We start from the raw sequence: 14,861 nt of genomic DNA on the forward strand, positions 1-14,861 counted from the left end.
GATGTTAAAGGGACATCAGTCTTGGGTGTTTGAAAATAAGCCAGTGATTACCTCAACTGGTGTTGTTGGAGGTCCGTTTGAAGCAAATGGTTTGCTATCTAACGACTTTGACCTCCTCCATGAGGACCTTTGGTTAGGGCAGGATTCTTACGAGAAAGCACAACGTGTCCTTCTAGAAGAATCCGTAACCAGGGCCATTGAAAAAGCTGAGCTAACAAATGGTGATATTCAATTTATGCTGGCAGGAGATCTGCTTAACCAATTAACCCCATCAAGTTTTGCATGCCGTATGCTTTGTATTCCTTACCTAGGCATGTTTGGAGCGTGTTCAACGTCAATGGAAGGGCTTGCGCTTGCTGCGTTTCTAGTGAATGGGGACGGGGCAAATCATGTAGTGACAGCAGCAACGAGTCATAATGCAGCAACCGAAAAGCAATTCCGTTATCCTACCGAGTATGGCGGACAAAAACCGCCAACTGCTCAGTGGACTGTTACCGCTTCCGGTGCTGCCATTATTTCAAGAGAAGGTTCAGGTCCGCACGTTACCTCGGCTACGATTGGCAAAGTTATTGATATGGGGTTGTCAGATCCATTTAATATGGGCGGTGCTATGGCTCCGGCAGCTGTTGATACGATTGAATCACATTTTCGTGATCTAGAACTGCCACATGATCATTATGACCTTATAGCAACAGGTGACTTAGGAAAGATTGGATTGCCGATTGCAAAAGAAATGCTTGAAGAGAGAGGCATCGCACTAGAGGATGGTGTGTTCCAAGATTGTGGGTTAATGATTTATCGAGAAGGACAGCCGGTTCTTGCCGGAGCAAGCGGACCGGGGTGTTCTGCTTCAGTAACGTACGGGCATTTACTTAACAGAATGAAACGAGGCGAAATTAAGCGTATGTTAATAGTGGCAACTGGAGCACTTCTTTCCCCGTTATCATTTCAACAAAAGGAAACGATCCCTTGTATCGCACATGCAGTCTCAATTGAAGCGGGGGGAATGTAACATGATCTTTATTTGGGCCTTTATTGTTGGCGGTATTATATGTGTGGTTGGACAGTTGTTAATGGATGTAGGGAAGCTGACTCCGGCACACACCATGAGTACTCTTGTTGTGACAGGGGCAGTTTTAGATGGATTTGGTCTCTATGAGCCTTTAATTGATTTTGCCGGAGCTGGTGCCACAGTTCCTATAACAAGCTTTGGGAATGCCTTAGTACACGGTGCGATGGCTGAAGCTGAACAAAATGGATTAATCGGTGTGATAACAGGAATATTTGAAGTGACAAGTGCCGGTATCTCTGCAGCCATCATTTTTGGATTCCTCGCATCACTCGTTTTTAAACCTAAAGGGTAGGTGATTTAGTATGTCAGTAGCAGCACAAGTAAAAGGCACTCTATTTTCGCTTAAGGGTATTGACGCTACCTTAACCAAATTAGCCTTGCAATCATCAGACGAAGAAGCAGAGAAAGTGTATCATCAAGCTTCTCTCAAAACAAGAACCATCATTCAAGAAATGGAGCAGCAGGTCATGTTTTTAGAGCGGGAAGAGCCGCAATATAAAGGGAATTAAGGAGGGATAAAATGCCAGGCTGGCTAGAAGTTGTCGCAAGAAGTATAGGCATCATCATTATTCTGTTTGCCTTTTTCAAAGGCTTTATCCGGAAGCCTATTGGTGAATGCTCAGCATTTGAATATGGCATAGTAGCTGGCATGAGCGTGATTGGTGCCATAGGAGCGTTTTCTCTTCAATCACCGATTGGATTAGTTCTTACTGCACTTTTTGTATGGGGGCTTTTGGCAATCGGATTAGCTTATGCTGTTGAAAAAAGCGCAAAGGTCCGTACATTTATTTACGGAAGAGGAATTCCATTGATTAAAGATGGGAAAATTCTTGAAGATAATATGACAAAACAACATGTAACAAGTGATGAACTATTAAGAAGATTACGCTCAAAAGATGTATTTCAAACGGCTGATGTAGAGTTTGCGGTGTTAGAATCTAATGGAGAGTTAAATGTATTATTAAAATCAGATAAGCAGCCGATCTCACCAAGCGCCTTGCAAATAAAGGTTGCACAAACAAAACAGCCAGAAACCGTCATTAAAGACGGAGAGATTTTGGATGAACCTTTAGCAACAAGAGGTCTTAACCGTGAATGGCTGGAGACGGAATTGAGTAAAATCGATGTTTCAGTCGAAAATGTATTTCTAGCTCAAGTTGATAAAGACGGGCAGTTAACAGTTGATTTATTTGATGATCAATTAACCGTTCCACAACCGACTGAGCTAGCTTTGCTTTCTGCAAGCTTAAAAAAAGTGCAAGCAGATCTCTCGTTATTTGCGCTAGATACGGAAAATATGCGTTCTAGAGAGCGCTATGAATGGTGTGAAAAAGAAGTAACTGAGTTGATAAATGATTTGAAACCATACACTTCTTAATGCTGAATTAATTCATGTTCTTCGTCTTTACGCGAATAAGCTAATTGCAGGTCCCCTTCATCATTTATCGTGCATAAAAAAATAGTATCGATTCGAATCACTCCCATCTTCTCTAAGCGGCGAAGGAGTGATTCTTTATTCATACCGAGCTCTTCAATCACTTCCTCACGAAACTCACCTTCAATAACAGTGGGATAAGAAATTCCAGAATATTTCTTTTTAATTCCAAGATCTTCAATGCTTGGCACAGCTTTATTTGGCTTCCGTTGTACGCTGATATCCCCGTTTGCTTCTATAATAGCCAATTTCACATCTCCAATATCAAACACATCTTTTTGCCTAAGCATCTGTAAGACATTATCAATGGAATAACGGATCGAAGCCACATTATCGACTAACATTTTCCCATCTTTTACAACGACGGTCGGCTCAAATGTAATCCACTTACCAAATGGGCGGTTTCTTATCACTTTTAATGCTACAACTTTTTGAAACAAAGCAATGGCAATGATTGCATAGGCAGTATGAATATGACTCACTGTAGGATCTGCAATATCCGCACCGGTTACAGACGCAAGTGTCACAATCACTAAAAAGTCAAATATAGGTACTTGCCCGATGGAACGTTTCCCCATCGTTAAGGTCATAAATAATAAGAGGGGGAGAATGGTGAATATCCGCCCGGTTACAAGCGCGAGTTCTTGAAACATCATCTTTTTTCTCCTCTCACAAACTGATATGAACGATTCTAGATAATATTTGTTAGTATGTTCCAGCTTCTGCATGATATGCGAGGAGTTAATCAAGTCATATATATGGTTGTCTTGCATAAACTTGTCTTACAGATAGATAGGTGTCATTCAGCATCATAAACACGAACAGGTGCATTTAAGATAATTCTTAGACGGGACGGGGATAATATATGATGAAAAAAACGGTGGTAATTGGACTTATTTTCTTTCTTCTTTCTTTTTCAATTGCTCCTCAAATTGAGGTTGAAGCTAGGAATTTCTCCGTTTCTGCTGAGGCAGCCATAATGATGGAGCAGGAATCAGGAAGAATCTTGTATGCGAAAAATGACCAGACTTCTTTGAGAATCGCGAGTATTACAAAAATCATGACAGCTTTACTCGCAATTGAATCAGGCAAGATGCAGGAGCAGGTGAAAATTTCAACGAATGCGGAGGGGACAGAAGGGTCTTCTATTTATTTACGAGCTGGAGAGTCTATGCTTTTAGAAGATTTGGTTTACGGCCTCATGTTACGAAGCGGAAATGATGCGGCGGTTGCAATAGCTGAACATGTCGGGGGCAGTTTAGAAGGGTTTGTCTATTTGATGAATGAAAAAGCAAGAGAACTTGGGATGAATCAAACACAGTTTCAAAATCCTCACGGGCTAGATGATCATGAAGACCATTATTCGTCTGCTTATGACATGGCATTATTAACTCGTTATGCCATGGAAAGCCCGCTTTATCAGGAAATTTCTTCCGCTAAAACCCACAGAGTAGACGGAGATCAGATTCGCGTTTGGCATAATAAAAATCGGTTGTTAACGGAGCTGTATGAATATTCAACAGGTGGGAAGACCGGATTTACGAAAAGAGCTAGAAGAACGCTTGTATCGACAGCCTCAAAAGATGATCTTGATTTAATCGTAGTTACTCTAAATGCGCCAAGCGATTGGCATGATCATATGAATCTATTTAACTGGGCATTTGATTCCTTTTCTCTTGAAACATTGGTAGAAGAGGGGATGTTTAAAGATATAAAAGATGAGTTTTACAAAGACCATGTGTTCAGTCCCTATACATTTGAATATCCGTTATTAGGTTCTGAAAAAGAAATGGTCCAACAAAAGGTTACTCTTTACCGTCCTCCCACAGAGGAAGAGCGTGATCAATACGTGCCGCCTCATCCTGTTGGAAAAGTAGACATTACATTGTCGGGAGAAAAAATTGGCCAGGTTCCACTGTATTATCACCCGCCAGAGGTTGTAGAGAAGCAAGGATTTTGGTCGCGTTTCCTTAGCATTTTCTCGCTCACGCTTGGGGTGAGAGGAATTGATTAATAAAATTTGGGTGGGCATGCTTGTGATCGGCATTGTCTTTGCGGGATTTAATGGAAAGATGGCTGAAGTGAATGAGGCCATTTTCGCTGGCGCTAAGGATGCTGTGGCAATATGCATCGGGTTAATAAGTATATTGGTATTTTGGCTTGGACTGATGAAAATTGCACAAGTCGCTGGGATGCTGAAGGGCTTAGCAAGGCTTATGCGCCCAATGGCTGCAAGATTATTTCCTGAAGTTCCTCCCAATCATCCGGCAATGGGCTATATCCTATCTAATATGACTGCAAATTTATTTGGCTTAGGAAATGCCGCCACTCCTATGGGAATTAAGGCGATGGAACAGCTTAAAGATTTAAATGAAGGCAGAGACTCTGCCAGCCGTTCCATGATTACCCTGCTTGCTATTAATACAGCGAGCATAACGTTGATTCCAACAACAGTCATCTCAATTAGAATGAGTTATGGCTCTGTTTCACCTACAGAAATCGTAGGGACGACTCTTTTAGCTACTACTTGTTCTACAGTCGGTGCTATTTTAATAGATCGGTATTTTTATTACCGGAGAGTAAGGAAGGGGAGAGCATAGGTGAGCATACTGACAGTCGTCTCCATCTGGTTTATCCCTGTTTTAATTGGTGTCATTTTAGTTTATGGAACCTACAAGCGAGTTCCGACTTATGAAACATTTGTGGAAGGTGCTAAAGAGGGATTTGGTATGGCTATATCCATTATTCCTTACCTTGTCGGAATGCTTGTGGCTATTTCAGTATTTCGGGCATCTGGTGCGATGGAGTTTTTAATTGAATTGATGAAACCATTTTTACAAATGGCAGGGGTCCCATCAGAAATTGTTCCTCTTGCAATGATCAGGCCGATTTCAGGTACAGGAGCATTAGGGATGACGAGTGACCTTATTGCAACCTATGGGCCAGATTCTTTTATTGGCAGACTCGCTTCGACCATGCAGGGAAGTACAGATACGACTTTATATGTACTGACTGTATATTTCGGAGCAGTCGGGATCAAGAAGATGGGGGATGCCCTTAAAGTCGGTTTGCTCGCTGATGTTGTCGGAATTATAGCATCTATTATTATCGTAACCATAGTATTTGGTGTATAGAGCCTGACTGTATTTACTAGTTAGGCTTTTTGTATGCAATAAATTTCCTTTTACTAGGTGATAATGGTGACAAAAGCTTGAACGACCCCCAACTGTTATCGCTTCTGCTTGAGAATTAACAGTTTGGGGAGTATGATGGTACATGAGGTGAATGAATAGAATGGAACGGTTACAAAAAGTGATAGCACAAGCAGGGATCACGTCAAGGCGGAAAGCAGAGACGATGATTACCGAAGGAAAAGTAAAAGTGAATGGACAAGTTGTACGGGAGTTAGGAGTTAAGGTCAATCCTAATAAAGACGAGATTGAAGTGGAAGGAGTTCCGATTGATAAAGAAGAACCGGTTTACTATTTAATGTATAAACCACAAGGTGTGATCTCTAGTGTCAAAGATGAAAAAGGACGTAAGGTCGTCACTGATTTCTTAGAGATTGAACAGCGAGTATTTCCAATCGGACGCTTGGATTATGATACATCTGGTCTTATTTTGTTAACAAATGATGGAGAGTTTGCTAATCAGCTGATGCATCCAAAGTTTAAAATTGACAAAGTGTATGTGGCAAAAGTAAAAGGCATCCCAGCTCGCGAAAGTTTGAAAAAGCTGCAGCATGGCGTGGTGCTTGAAGATGGAAAGACAGCTCCTGCAAAAGTTAAGCTGGTCTCAATGGATAAGAAAAAACAAACAGCTATAGTTCAATTGACGATTCATGAAGGCAGAAATAGACAGGTCCGTCGTATGTTTGAAGCAATCGGGCACCCGGTAATGAAGCTGAAACGCGAGCAATACAGCTTTTTAAATTTACGCAGTATGAACCCTGGAGATGTGCGTCCTCTTAAGCCGATTGAAGTGAAACATCTGCGAGAATTAGCTGTCACGAAACCGTCATAAACTTAAAATGTTGTGCGTGTGAACAACGCTATAATAGTGATAATCACTATTAATTAGTGTAGAAAAGGGGAGATAGACTAAAAATGAAACGTAAACGATTAATCATGCGAACTTCTATACTTGCAGTGATTGCGATTGCCCTTGCCTATACGTTTTACTCAAACTATATAGCTGACCACAGTGTAGCACGAGCAGGAAATGATGCGGTCAATTTCGCGTTAACTGATCTAGAGGGAGAGCGGATTGAACTTGATGAGTATAGGGGACAAGGGGTATTTCTAAACTTTTGGGGTACTTACTGCCCGCCTTGTGTAAAAGAAATGCCGATCATGGAAGATTTGTATGATGAGTACAAAGAACAAGGTGTTGAAATTATTGCTGTAAACGTGAATGAACCTGAATTGACGGTTAATCAATTTGTGAACCGCTTGAATCTTACTTTCCCGATTGCTATTGATAAGGGGATGAGAGTTAGTGATGCTTATGGCATTTCACCACTGCCCACGACAATATTAATTGATGAGCACGGGGAAATTGTAAAAGTTCATACTGGCGGAATGACTGATTCACAAGTAAGAGAGTTTTTAGAGCTTATTAAGCCAAGTACGAATAGTTAATTGAAATTAATCGAAGGGTAAATCGAACGGTAAATCGAGGTGTAAGGCATGAAGAAAGTTACCTGTGAATGCGGCCACCAGAATCCTCTTGGGACGGAGATTTGTGAATCCTGCGGTAAACCGATTGAGGAAAATTCAGAACCAAAGACGCTTCTAAATATGAGGTATGAAGGTGTAGCACGCCGTTCACAAACATATACAACAACGATTATCGACAAAATATGGATGTTCTTTTCATCTGTTAAAGTAGGAATTTGGCTGATTGTACTTACATTAGTAGCTTCGGCATTAGGGACATTATTTCCTCAAGAAATGTATATCCCGCCTACTGCCAACCCATCTATTTACTATGCAGAAGAATATGGGTATTTGGGTGAAATCTATTACTTATTAGGTTTTCATAATTTATACAGTTCATGGTGGTACATGCTTCTTGTCGCAGGGCTTGGTATTTCTCTTATTATTGCTAGTCTTGACCGAGTAGTTCCCCTGCACCGCGCATTGAAAACTCAGCGAGTAACAAGACATGCGAACTTCATGAAACGGCAGCGTGTATATGGAACATCAAGTATTTCTAAAGAAGAGGTTGACGAGACATTCAGTAAGGTCCGTGAACGCCTTGAAAATAATAAATATAAGGTCTCAGAAGAAAATGGAAACTTAGTGGCAGAAAAAGGCCGCTTTTCCCGCTGGGGTCCTTATGTGAATCATGTGGGACTTATTGTTTTCTTAATTGGCTGTATGCTGCGTTACTTCCCTGGAATGTACATTGATGAGCATGTATGGATCCGTGAGGGTGATCAAGTAGTTGTTCCGGGCACAGATGGCCAGTATTATATTGAAAACGAACAATTCTTATTAGAATTTTATGATGAGGACGATGAAACTTTCGGTGAAGCGATCCAACGCGGCGGCGGAGCCGTCGTCAGCAACTTCCAAACAGATGCCATTTTGTACGAGCGCCAGGATGCAGATACAGTTGGTGACTTAGGAGAACTAGTACCAGTTGCTGAACATGAAATCCGCGTTAACTTCCCGATGAGTCATAATGGATTTAATTTTTATCAGCTTGATTATAAGTTAAATGAATTAAAGACGATGAGTTTTACAGTTGAGAATAAAGAGACAGGGGAAACGCAGGGCCGTATGGACATAGATTTGTATAACCCGCAGTCAAGCTATGATTTAGGTGACGGGTATGAAGTGAAGATTCGTGATTATTTCCCTGACTATTTCCTAAATAATGATAATGTTCCATCAACCCGTTCAAAAATCCCTGATAATCCAGTCTTTATTTTCGAGATGATTACCCCTGAAACACCAGAGGGTGAAGTAAGCTTTGTAGGGATTCGTCAAAACTTAGAGCCGCTTGGTGAAAATCAATACAAGATGACGTTCTTAGATGTTGAAACGAATAATGTTACGGCTCTTGGAGTGAGAAAAGACCGAACGCTTCCACTTCTCATTGCAGGTGGTGTCATCTTTATGGTTGGATTGATTCAAGGGTCTTACTGGGCGCATCGAAGAATATGGATTCAACGAATTAACGGCGAAGTGTGGATTGCTGGTCATACGAATAAAAACTGGCTGACACTGCGTCGTGATATTGATGAAGCGATCAAAGAAACGAACTTAACTTCTCCAAAAGATCAGGTAGAAGAAAAAGAAGCGAGCTTAGAAAGTAAAGATAGTACATTTGAAAATGATCCTTTAGAGAAAGACCATATTGACAGTAATACAGATAATGAGAGTAAAAAATAAGATTTAAGACAAGCTAGGAGGGTAAAAAATGGCAGCAATAAGCGGTAATTTATTATACGTTGCCTTTTTCCTCTATCTTGCTGCGACCATTGCCTTTGCAGTCTCTGTAACAGGCAGAAAGTGGCGTAACAAGGCAGGAGAAATGAGTGGTAATAGATGGGGCTTTATCGGATTTCTTTCATCGATAGGAGCTTCCTTGTTTGCTACGGGATATTTTATCACCCGCTGGATGCATGCAGGACATGCTCCGGTAAGTAATATGTTTGAATATATGACATTCCTAGGCATCGCAATTGGGTATGCATTTGTGATCATTTACGCCATCTATCGCTCCAATGTACTTGGAATGTTTACAATGCCGATTGTTATGTTAATTGTGGCGTATGCTTCACTTTTCCCGCGTGAAGTAGAGCCGCTTATTCCGGCTCTGCAAAGTAACTGGCTGACGATTCATGTTATTACAGTTGCAATTGGCCAAGGGATTTTATCAATTGGTATGGCAGCTGGATTAGTCTACTTAGTCCGGACGCTTGATTTTACTAAAACAAACAAACGAACTCGTGCATTTGAATTCGTTATGTATTCTTTAATTAGTTTGGTTGGTTTCATTTTAATCGGCTATTTATTTAGTGCGATGAATTATGAGGCAACATTTAATTATGTTAATGAACAAGATGTAGAAGCACAGATGGTCTACAATCTTCCTGCTCTGATCGGTCCACATGAAGGAGAGCTGGTCACTGAAAATCGAATGGAACCATTTTTTAATGCACCGGCAATCATTAGAGCAAATGATTTGAACACAGTGATTTGGTCATTAATTGCAGGTTTAGTATTATATGTTGCTCTGCGCCTTATATTACGCAAACGAATTGGCGGGGCCATCCAGCCGCTTCTTAAAGGCGTAAGCCCGCAAGCGGTTGATGAAGTTAGTTATCGTGCTATCGCGATTGGATTCCCGGTATTTGCTCTTGGAGGACTTATTTTCGCCATGATCTGGGCTCAAATTGCTTGGTCAAGGTTCTGGGGCTGGGACCCGAAAGAAGTGTGGGCTCTAGTTACCTTCTTATTCTATGCGGCGTACCTGCACTTACGTCTGTCAAGAGGCTGGCAAGGAGAACGTTCAGCTTGGTTATGCGTTATTGGATTTGCCATTATCATGTTTAACCTTGTTTTCGTTAACTTGGTCATTGCAGGCTTGCATTCATACGCATAAGCTGTTTAGACCCTCGTATAGTTGCGAGGGTCTTTCTTTCTATTTTATGATAAACACATGTTAGTTTATTTTTCAGTATTTGGCATGCTACACTTAATAGAATGAATTAACTTACCTATTTAGGAGGTTTTATACATATGGAAAAAGAAGCAAAGATTTTAGTCGTAGATGATGAGGATCGTATTCGCAGACTTTTGAAGATGTATTTAGAAAGAGAAAATTATGAGGTTGAAGAGGCTGAAAATGGTGAGAAGGCATTAAGCCTCGCACTTGAAATAGACTATGACCTTATTTTATTAGATATTATGATGCCTGGAATGGATGGAATTGAAGTATGTCAGGAACTCCGTAAAACAAAGGCGACTCCAGTGATGATGCTGACAGCAAAGGGAGAAGAAGCTAACCGCGTACAAGGGTTTGAAGTAGGTACGGATGACTACATCGTAAAGCCATTTAGTCCACGCGAAGTTGTTTTAAGAGTGAAAGCGCTCTTGCGCCGTTCGTCTACAACGAAATTCCTCCAGACTGATACGCAGACAAAGGATGTACTTGTCTTCCCGCATCTTACAATTGATAATGATGCACACCGTGTGTCTGTTAATGGAGATGAGATCAGTTTAACTCCAAAAGAGTATGAGCTGCTTCATTATTTAGCACAATCACCAGATAAAGTATTTTCACGAGAACAGCTGTTAAAAGATGTATGGAACTATGATTTCTTTGGAGATCTTCGTACGGTTGATACACATATTAAACGCTTACGTGAGAAATTAAATCGTATCTCCCCTGAAGCTGCAGCAATGATTTCTACTGTATGGGGCGTTGGATACAAGTTTGAGGCACAGAAAGAGTAATGTTGTGGCGAAGCGTTGTCGGTAAACTTTGGTTTACCATTCTATTGCTTGTGTCAGTGGTATTAACGATTCTTATGGTCTTGCTTTTGCAATCATTTGAACGTTTTCATGTAAATGAAGCAGAGTCGCAGCTTGTTAATCATGCGAACATGATAGCAGCTATATTTGATGGGTATGATGAACAAGATGATGCACTAAGAACCATTTCACAATACGGTTCATCCTTTGAAACCCACGCATTAATTTTTGTGGAAGGGACAAAGGTCTGGGGAACAAATAACAGTGCCAATGATGATATTTATGCTCAATTATTTATGACTAACCCGGTTTTAAGTGAAGTATTTAATGGTGAACAAGTGGTTGCAACAGAAGGTGATTTTCCTTTATCCGACAACGGTGAAGCGAGTCACACAGAAATGATGGTTGTCGGCGTACCTCTTCAGCCAACAGAGCTTGATAATAGTGCAGTATTTCTATATCAATCATTATCAGCCATTGAAGAGACGTCAAATGAAACGAAGCAGATTGTTTATTTTTCAGCCGGGATTGCTATTGTTTTAACAACCATTTTTGCATTCTTCCTCTCTTCTAGAATTACAGCTCCTCTTCGTAAAATGAGACAGGTCGCACTAGAAGTAGCTCAAGGCCAGTTTAAAACGAAGGTGCCGATTCTTACACATGATGAAATTGGACAGCTTGCTATGGCTTTCAATCGAATGGGAAGAGAATTAAACCGCAACATTCATGCTCTTAACCAAGAAAAAGAACAATTGTCTAGAATCTTAGTTAGTATGGCAGATGGAGTCATCACTCTTGACCGCAAAGGCCAAGTGATTGTGACGAATCCGCCAGCAGAGCGCTTTATGCAGTCTTGGTTTTATGAACAAGGGATTAATGACGATTCTTCTGTACTGCCTGAAGCGGTGGAACAATTATTTCAGCGTGTCGTATCTGTTGAAAAGGAACAAATGATTGAGATCGACGTGCAAGGAAGAAGCTGGGCTATTTTAATGACTCCGCTCTATGACCGGGAATATGTTAGAGGTGCGGTTGCGGTAATCCGCGACATGACAGAAGAAAGACGTCATGATAAACTGCGTAAGGATTTTATTGCAAATGTATCTCATGAACTTAGAACGCCGGTGTCGATGCTGCAAGGCTACAGCGAAGCGATTATTGATGATATTGCAGGCTCTGAAGAAGATAAGAAGGAATTTGCCAAGATCATTTATGATGAATCGCTAAGGATGGGTCGCCTTGTGAACGAGCTCTTAGATTTAGCACGTATGGAAGCTGGTCATATTGAGCTTCATATGGAAGCAGTAGAGCTTGGGGCATTTTCTGATCGGATCGTGAGGAAATTTCAAGGTTACGCAAAAGATGAAGGGGTTGCTCTCAGGCTTGATCATGTAGAAGACGGATACACCAACTCATTTGATCCTGACAGAATTGAACAAGTGTTAACGAACTTGATTCATAATGCCATCAGACATACGGGTGAAAATGGCAGAGTGACAGTGAAAGTTAGATCGAATGAATATGGTGTGAAGTTTGACGTAATTGATACAGGATCGGGAATTCCTGAAGAAGACCTTCCTTACGTGTTTGAGAGGTTTTACAAAGCAGATAAAGCACGTACGAGGGCAAGAGGTGGGACTGGTCTAGGCCTTGCGATAGCGAAGAATATTGTCGATGCCCATAAAGGTCAGATTTCTGTTCACAGCAAAATTGACGAGGGAACGACATTTTCCTTCTTTATTCCTGAAGCTGGTACGGAGAAAGAAGAACTGTCCCGATAAATCTTGTTTCATCTGAAACGTAAATAATAAGAAAAAAAGACAGCCGCTGCGGCTGTCTTTTTTGATTCAAATTTGTTAGCAGTCGTCAAATTTATTTCGATAATAAAAATAAATTGATTTACGTAATCGAAGCTGATACAATATGACAGGATAAATACTTAGGAGGCTAACTAATGTCCACGCGACAGCTTGAAAATAGAATCGGCTATCACATCGGTATACTCTCTCACCGAATTCAAAATCAATATAACCTTAAACTTGCAGACTATGATCTCACTGTAGCTCAATCAAGAGTCTTATATTTGCTTGTAACATATGGTTCTCAAACTCAGGTAGAGCTTCAAAAAAAGTTATATATAAAAGGTTCAACAATGAATGGGATTATCGAATCGTTGTTAAAGAAAGATTTGATTCAAAGAGTAACGAGCGAAATGGATAAACGGGCTAAGATTGTTCATATCTCTGATGAAGGCAAAAAGATAGAAGCACAGCTATGGGAAGAACTTAATCAACTAGAAAGCAGCTTGATGGAAGGATTTGATCCTGAAGAAAAGGAGCTTCTAATTACCTGGTTAAAAAGAATTGAAAACAATGTCCAATGCGAAAAACCGTCTAATTGATAGACTGTTTGAAAGGAAGAAACATATATGAAAGAAAAAATGAAAAGTGACAAGCTAGGTACAGAGTCTATACCTAAGCTTTTACGAGATTTATCCATCCCGGCAATGATTGGGATGTTTGTTATGGCTTTATATAATGTGGTTGATACTATCTTCATATCCTACGGTGTAGGAATCGAAGCGGTAGCAGGAGTAACGATCGCGTTTCCTGTGATGATGATTATTATGGCAGTGTCAGCTGCGATGGGAATCGGGGGAGCCTCAGTTATTTCCAGAAGACTCGGGGAAAAGCGGGGAGACGAAGCAAACCAGGTATTTGGAAATATTATCTCGATTATTTTGCTGATCAGCATAATCGGGGTTATTGCCTCTTTTACCTTCTTAGAGCCAATGCTTGTCTTATTTGGAGCAAGTCCTGATATTCTACCGTATGCTGTTGAATATATGTTCCCAATTATGCTTGGAACATTTTTCTTTTCATTCGCTTTTGCAACGAATAACATTGTAAGGTCTGAAGGAAATGCAAAATTTGCGATAAACACAATGATTATTCCAGCAGTGTTAAATATTATCTTAGACCCCATCTTTATTTTCGGGCTAAATATGGGCGTGCAAGGAGCGGCTGTTGCAACAGTTATCTCTCAAGCTGCCGTTACCGTTGTTATTTTACGCTATTATCTAACTGGTCAAAGTTCACTTTCCTTAGCGTGGGAAGACTTGAAAATTAAATGGAGCATCGTAAAAGAAGTCGTATCAGTGGGAATGCCGGCCTTTGTTCAGCAAGCCTCAGGAAGTATCATGATGATTGCTATTAATACGATGCTCATTCAATATGGCAGTGATCTCTATGTGGGGATCTTTGGGATCATTCAACGCATTCTTATGTTTGCAGTTATGCCGATCATTGGGGTCATGCAGGGCATGATGCCTATTGTAGGTTATAACTACGGAGCCAAGCAGTTTGAGAGGATGCGAGAAACGATATGGCTGACATTAAAAGTCGTTGTCATTTCATCTGTCGTCATCTTTTTATCCATGATGATTTTCCCTGCTTGGTTTATGAGAATCTTTACAGCAGATCCAGAAGTCATTGAAGCTGGTGCAAGTGCGATGCGGATTTTATTCTTAACCTTCTTTGTTGTCGGTGTGCAAGTGGTTGCCGGCGGACTGTATCAGGCGCTAGGGAAACCGAAGCCAGCGTTGATTTTGTCGCTTTCTAGACAAATCGTATTCTTAATTCCGCTCGTCTTAATTCTGCCTCGTTTCTTTGGAGTCAGCGGGGTGTGGATTGCGTTTCCGATTGCTGATGTGCTGTCATTTGTGTTAGCTTCTGTGCTTCTTTATAAAGATCGGGATACGATTTTAGTGAAGGGTAAAGAAGAGGAGGTAAAAGAAGATATTATTTCTTTAACACATTAAGATATAACTCTTAATAGCAAAAGAAAGGTGAGGCATATTAATCAA

General features: G+C 40.7%; 16 protein-coding genes. 15 read left to right on the forward strand and 1 reads right to left on the reverse strand.

Features of this window, described 5'->3' with window-relative positions; translation table 11 throughout:
* Position 1 precedes the first annotated feature (1 nt).
* Genes spoVAD through BPOF4_RS07100 form a run of 4 tightly spaced genes read left to right on the forward strand, consistent with a single transcriptional unit; the run spans position 2 to position 2,450 of the window.
* Complete coding sequence (gene spoVAD, locus BPOF4_RS07085; RefSeq protein WP_012958411.1) at positions 2-1,012, forward strand: stage V sporulation protein AD; 1,011 nt, start codon at positions 2-4, stop codon at positions 1,010-1,012.
* A 1-nt stretch (position 1,013) separates the two neighbouring features.
* A complete protein-coding gene (spoVAE, locus tag BPOF4_RS07090) occupies positions 1,014-1,364 on the forward strand; it encodes a stage V sporulation protein AE (RefSeq protein WP_012958412.1) in 351 nt (116 codons plus the stop codon).
* A 10-nt stretch (positions 1,365-1,374) separates the two neighbouring features.
* Positions 1,375-1,581 (forward strand): DUF1657 domain-containing protein, encoded by a 207-nt coding sequence (locus BPOF4_RS07095; protein WP_012958413.1) that lies wholly within the window; start codon positions 1,375-1,377, stop codon positions 1,579-1,581.
* An 11-nt stretch (positions 1,582-1,592) separates the two neighbouring features.
* Positions 1,593-2,450 (forward strand): DUF421 domain-containing protein, encoded by an 858-nt coding sequence (locus BPOF4_RS07100; protein ID WP_012958414.1) that lies wholly within the window; start codon positions 1,593-1,595, stop codon positions 2,448-2,450.
* Here BPOF4_RS07100 and BPOF4_RS07105 read toward each other — a convergent pair.
* Positions 2,447-3,163 carry a DUF421 domain-containing protein gene (locus BPOF4_RS07105; protein ID WP_041822319.1) on the reverse strand — a complete coding sequence of 239 codons (717 nt, stop codon included), beginning with the start codon at positions 3,161-3,163 and terminating at the stop codon, positions 2,447-2,449. The two genes, BPOF4_RS07100 and BPOF4_RS07105, sit on opposite strands and share 4 nt — an antisense overlap.
* A gap of 209 nt (positions 3,164-3,372) precedes the next feature.
* Between BPOF4_RS07105 and BPOF4_RS07110 the strand changes: the two genes are divergently transcribed.
* The 11 genes from BPOF4_RS07110 (at position 3,373) to BPOF4_RS07160 (ending at position 14,816) form a co-directional block, all read left to right on the forward strand.
* Positions 3,373-4,521: a D-alanyl-D-alanine carboxypeptidase family protein gene (locus BPOF4_RS07110; protein WP_012958416.1), complete on the forward strand. Its 1,149-nt coding sequence runs from the start codon at positions 3,373-3,375 to the stop codon at positions 4,519-4,521.
* Entirely contained in the window at positions 4,514-5,107 is a 594-nt protein-coding gene (locus BPOF4_RS07115) for a nucleoside recognition domain-containing protein (RefSeq protein ID WP_012958417.1), read from the forward strand. The genes BPOF4_RS07110 and BPOF4_RS07115 overlap by 8 nt, the downstream gene beginning before the upstream one ends.
* The gene (locus BPOF4_RS07120; protein WP_012958418.1) at positions 5,108-5,641 is read left to right on the forward strand and encodes a spore maturation protein; all 534 of its coding nucleotides are present in this window, start codon (positions 5,108-5,110) and stop codon (positions 5,639-5,641) included.
* Positions 5,642-5,801: 160 nt separating this feature from the next.
* Positions 5,802-6,530, forward strand: a complete 729-nt coding sequence (locus BPOF4_RS07125) for a pseudouridine synthase (protein ID WP_012958419.1) — start codon at positions 5,802-5,804, stop codon at positions 6,528-6,530.
* Positions 6,531-6,613: 83 nt separating this feature from the next.
* Positions 6,614-7,147 carry a thiol-disulfide oxidoreductase ResA gene (resA, locus tag BPOF4_RS07130; RefSeq protein WP_012958420.1) on the forward strand — a complete coding sequence of 178 codons (534 nt, stop codon included), beginning with the start codon at positions 6,614-6,616 and terminating at the stop codon, positions 7,145-7,147.
* 48 nt (positions 7,148-7,195) lie between these two features.
* Positions 7,196-8,908: a cytochrome c biogenesis protein ResB gene (gene resB, locus BPOF4_RS07135; RefSeq protein WP_012958421.1), complete on the forward strand. Its 1,713-nt coding sequence runs from the start codon at positions 7,196-7,198 to the stop codon at positions 8,906-8,908.
* A 28-nt stretch (positions 8,909-8,936) separates the two neighbouring features.
* Positions 8,937-10,124 carry a c-type cytochrome biogenesis protein CcsB gene (ccsB, locus tag BPOF4_RS07140; protein WP_012958422.1) on the forward strand — a complete coding sequence of 396 codons (1,188 nt, stop codon included), beginning with the start codon at positions 8,937-8,939 and terminating at the stop codon, positions 10,122-10,124.
* A gap of 137 nt (positions 10,125-10,261) precedes the next feature.
* On the forward strand, positions 10,262-10,978 hold the full coding sequence (locus tag BPOF4_RS07145) for a response regulator transcription factor (protein WP_012958423.1): 717 nt from the start codon (positions 10,262-10,264) through the stop codon (positions 10,976-10,978).
* Entirely contained in the window at positions 10,978-12,777 is a 1,800-nt protein-coding gene (locus BPOF4_RS07150) for an ATP-binding protein (RefSeq protein WP_012958424.1), read from the forward strand. The genes BPOF4_RS07145 and BPOF4_RS07150 overlap by 1 nt, the downstream gene beginning before the upstream one ends.
* Positions 12,778-12,950: 173 nt before the next feature.
* Positions 12,951-13,397 carry a MarR family winged helix-turn-helix transcriptional regulator gene (locus BPOF4_RS07155; RefSeq protein WP_012958425.1) on the forward strand — a complete coding sequence of 149 codons (447 nt, stop codon included), beginning with the start codon at positions 12,951-12,953 and terminating at the stop codon, positions 13,395-13,397.
* Between the two features lie 27 nt (positions 13,398-13,424).
* Complete coding sequence (locus BPOF4_RS07160) at positions 13,425-14,816, forward strand: MATE family efflux transporter (RefSeq protein ID WP_012958426.1); 1,392 nt, start codon at positions 13,425-13,427, stop codon at positions 14,814-14,816.
* Positions 14,817-14,861: the final 45 nt, after the last annotated feature.

It is taken from the genome of Alkalihalophilus pseudofirmus OF4, from assembly GCF_000005825.2.
GTDB lineage: Bacteria > Bacillota > Bacilli > Bacillales > Bacillaceae_D > Alkalihalophilus > Alkalihalophilus pseudofirmus.

What these genes read in the sequence shown, in the direction of transcription:
- BPOF4_RS07110 (WP_012958416.1), top strand. Translation starts at nt 3,373, where the DNA reads ATGATGAAAAAAACGGTGGTAATTGGACTTATTTTCTTTCTTCTTTCT.
- BPOF4_RS07160 (WP_012958426.1), top strand. Translation starts at nt 13,425, where the DNA reads ATGAAAGAAAAAATGAAAAGTGACAAGCTAGGTACAGAGTCTATACCT.
- resA (WP_012958420.1), top strand. Translation starts at nt 6,614, where the DNA reads ATGAAACGTAAACGATTAATCATGCGAACTTCTATACTTGCAGTGATT.
- spoVAE (WP_012958412.1), top strand. Translation starts at nt 1,014, where the DNA reads ATGATCTTTATTTGGGCCTTTATTGTTGGCGGTATTATATGTGTGGTT.
- BPOF4_RS07155 (WP_012958425.1), top strand. Translation starts at nt 12,951, where the DNA reads ATGTCCACGCGACAGCTTGAAAATAGAATCGGCTATCACATCGGTATA.
- BPOF4_RS07150 (WP_012958424.1), top strand. Translation starts at nt 10,978, where the DNA reads ATGTTGTGGCGAAGCGTTGTCGGTAAACTTTGGTTTACCATTCTATTG.
- resB (WP_012958421.1), top strand. Translation starts at nt 7,196, where the DNA reads ATGAAGAAAGTTACCTGTGAATGCGGCCACCAGAATCCTCTTGGGACG.
- ccsB (WP_012958422.1), top strand. Translation starts at nt 8,937, where the DNA reads ATGGCAGCAATAAGCGGTAATTTATTATACGTTGCCTTTTTCCTCTAT.
- BPOF4_RS07105 (WP_041822319.1), bottom strand. Translation starts at nt 3,163, where the DNA reads ATGATGTTTCAAGAACTCGCGCTTGTAACCGGGCGGATATTCACCATT.
- BPOF4_RS07100 (WP_012958414.1), top strand. Translation starts at nt 1,593, where the DNA reads ATGCCAGGCTGGCTAGAAGTTGTCGCAAGAAGTATAGGCATCATCATT.
- BPOF4_RS07145 (WP_012958423.1), top strand. Translation starts at nt 10,262, where the DNA reads ATGGAAAAAGAAGCAAAGATTTTAGTCGTAGATGATGAGGATCGTATT.
- BPOF4_RS07095 (WP_012958413.1), top strand. Translation starts at nt 1,375, where the DNA reads ATGTCAGTAGCAGCACAAGTAAAAGGCACTCTATTTTCGCTTAAGGGT.
- BPOF4_RS07125 (WP_012958419.1), top strand. Translation starts at nt 5,802, where the DNA reads ATGGAACGGTTACAAAAAGTGATAGCACAAGCAGGGATCACGTCAAGG.
- spoVAD (WP_012958411.1), top strand. Translation starts at nt 2, where the DNA reads ATGTTAAAGGGACATCAGTCTTGGGTGTTTGAAAATAAGCCAGTGATT.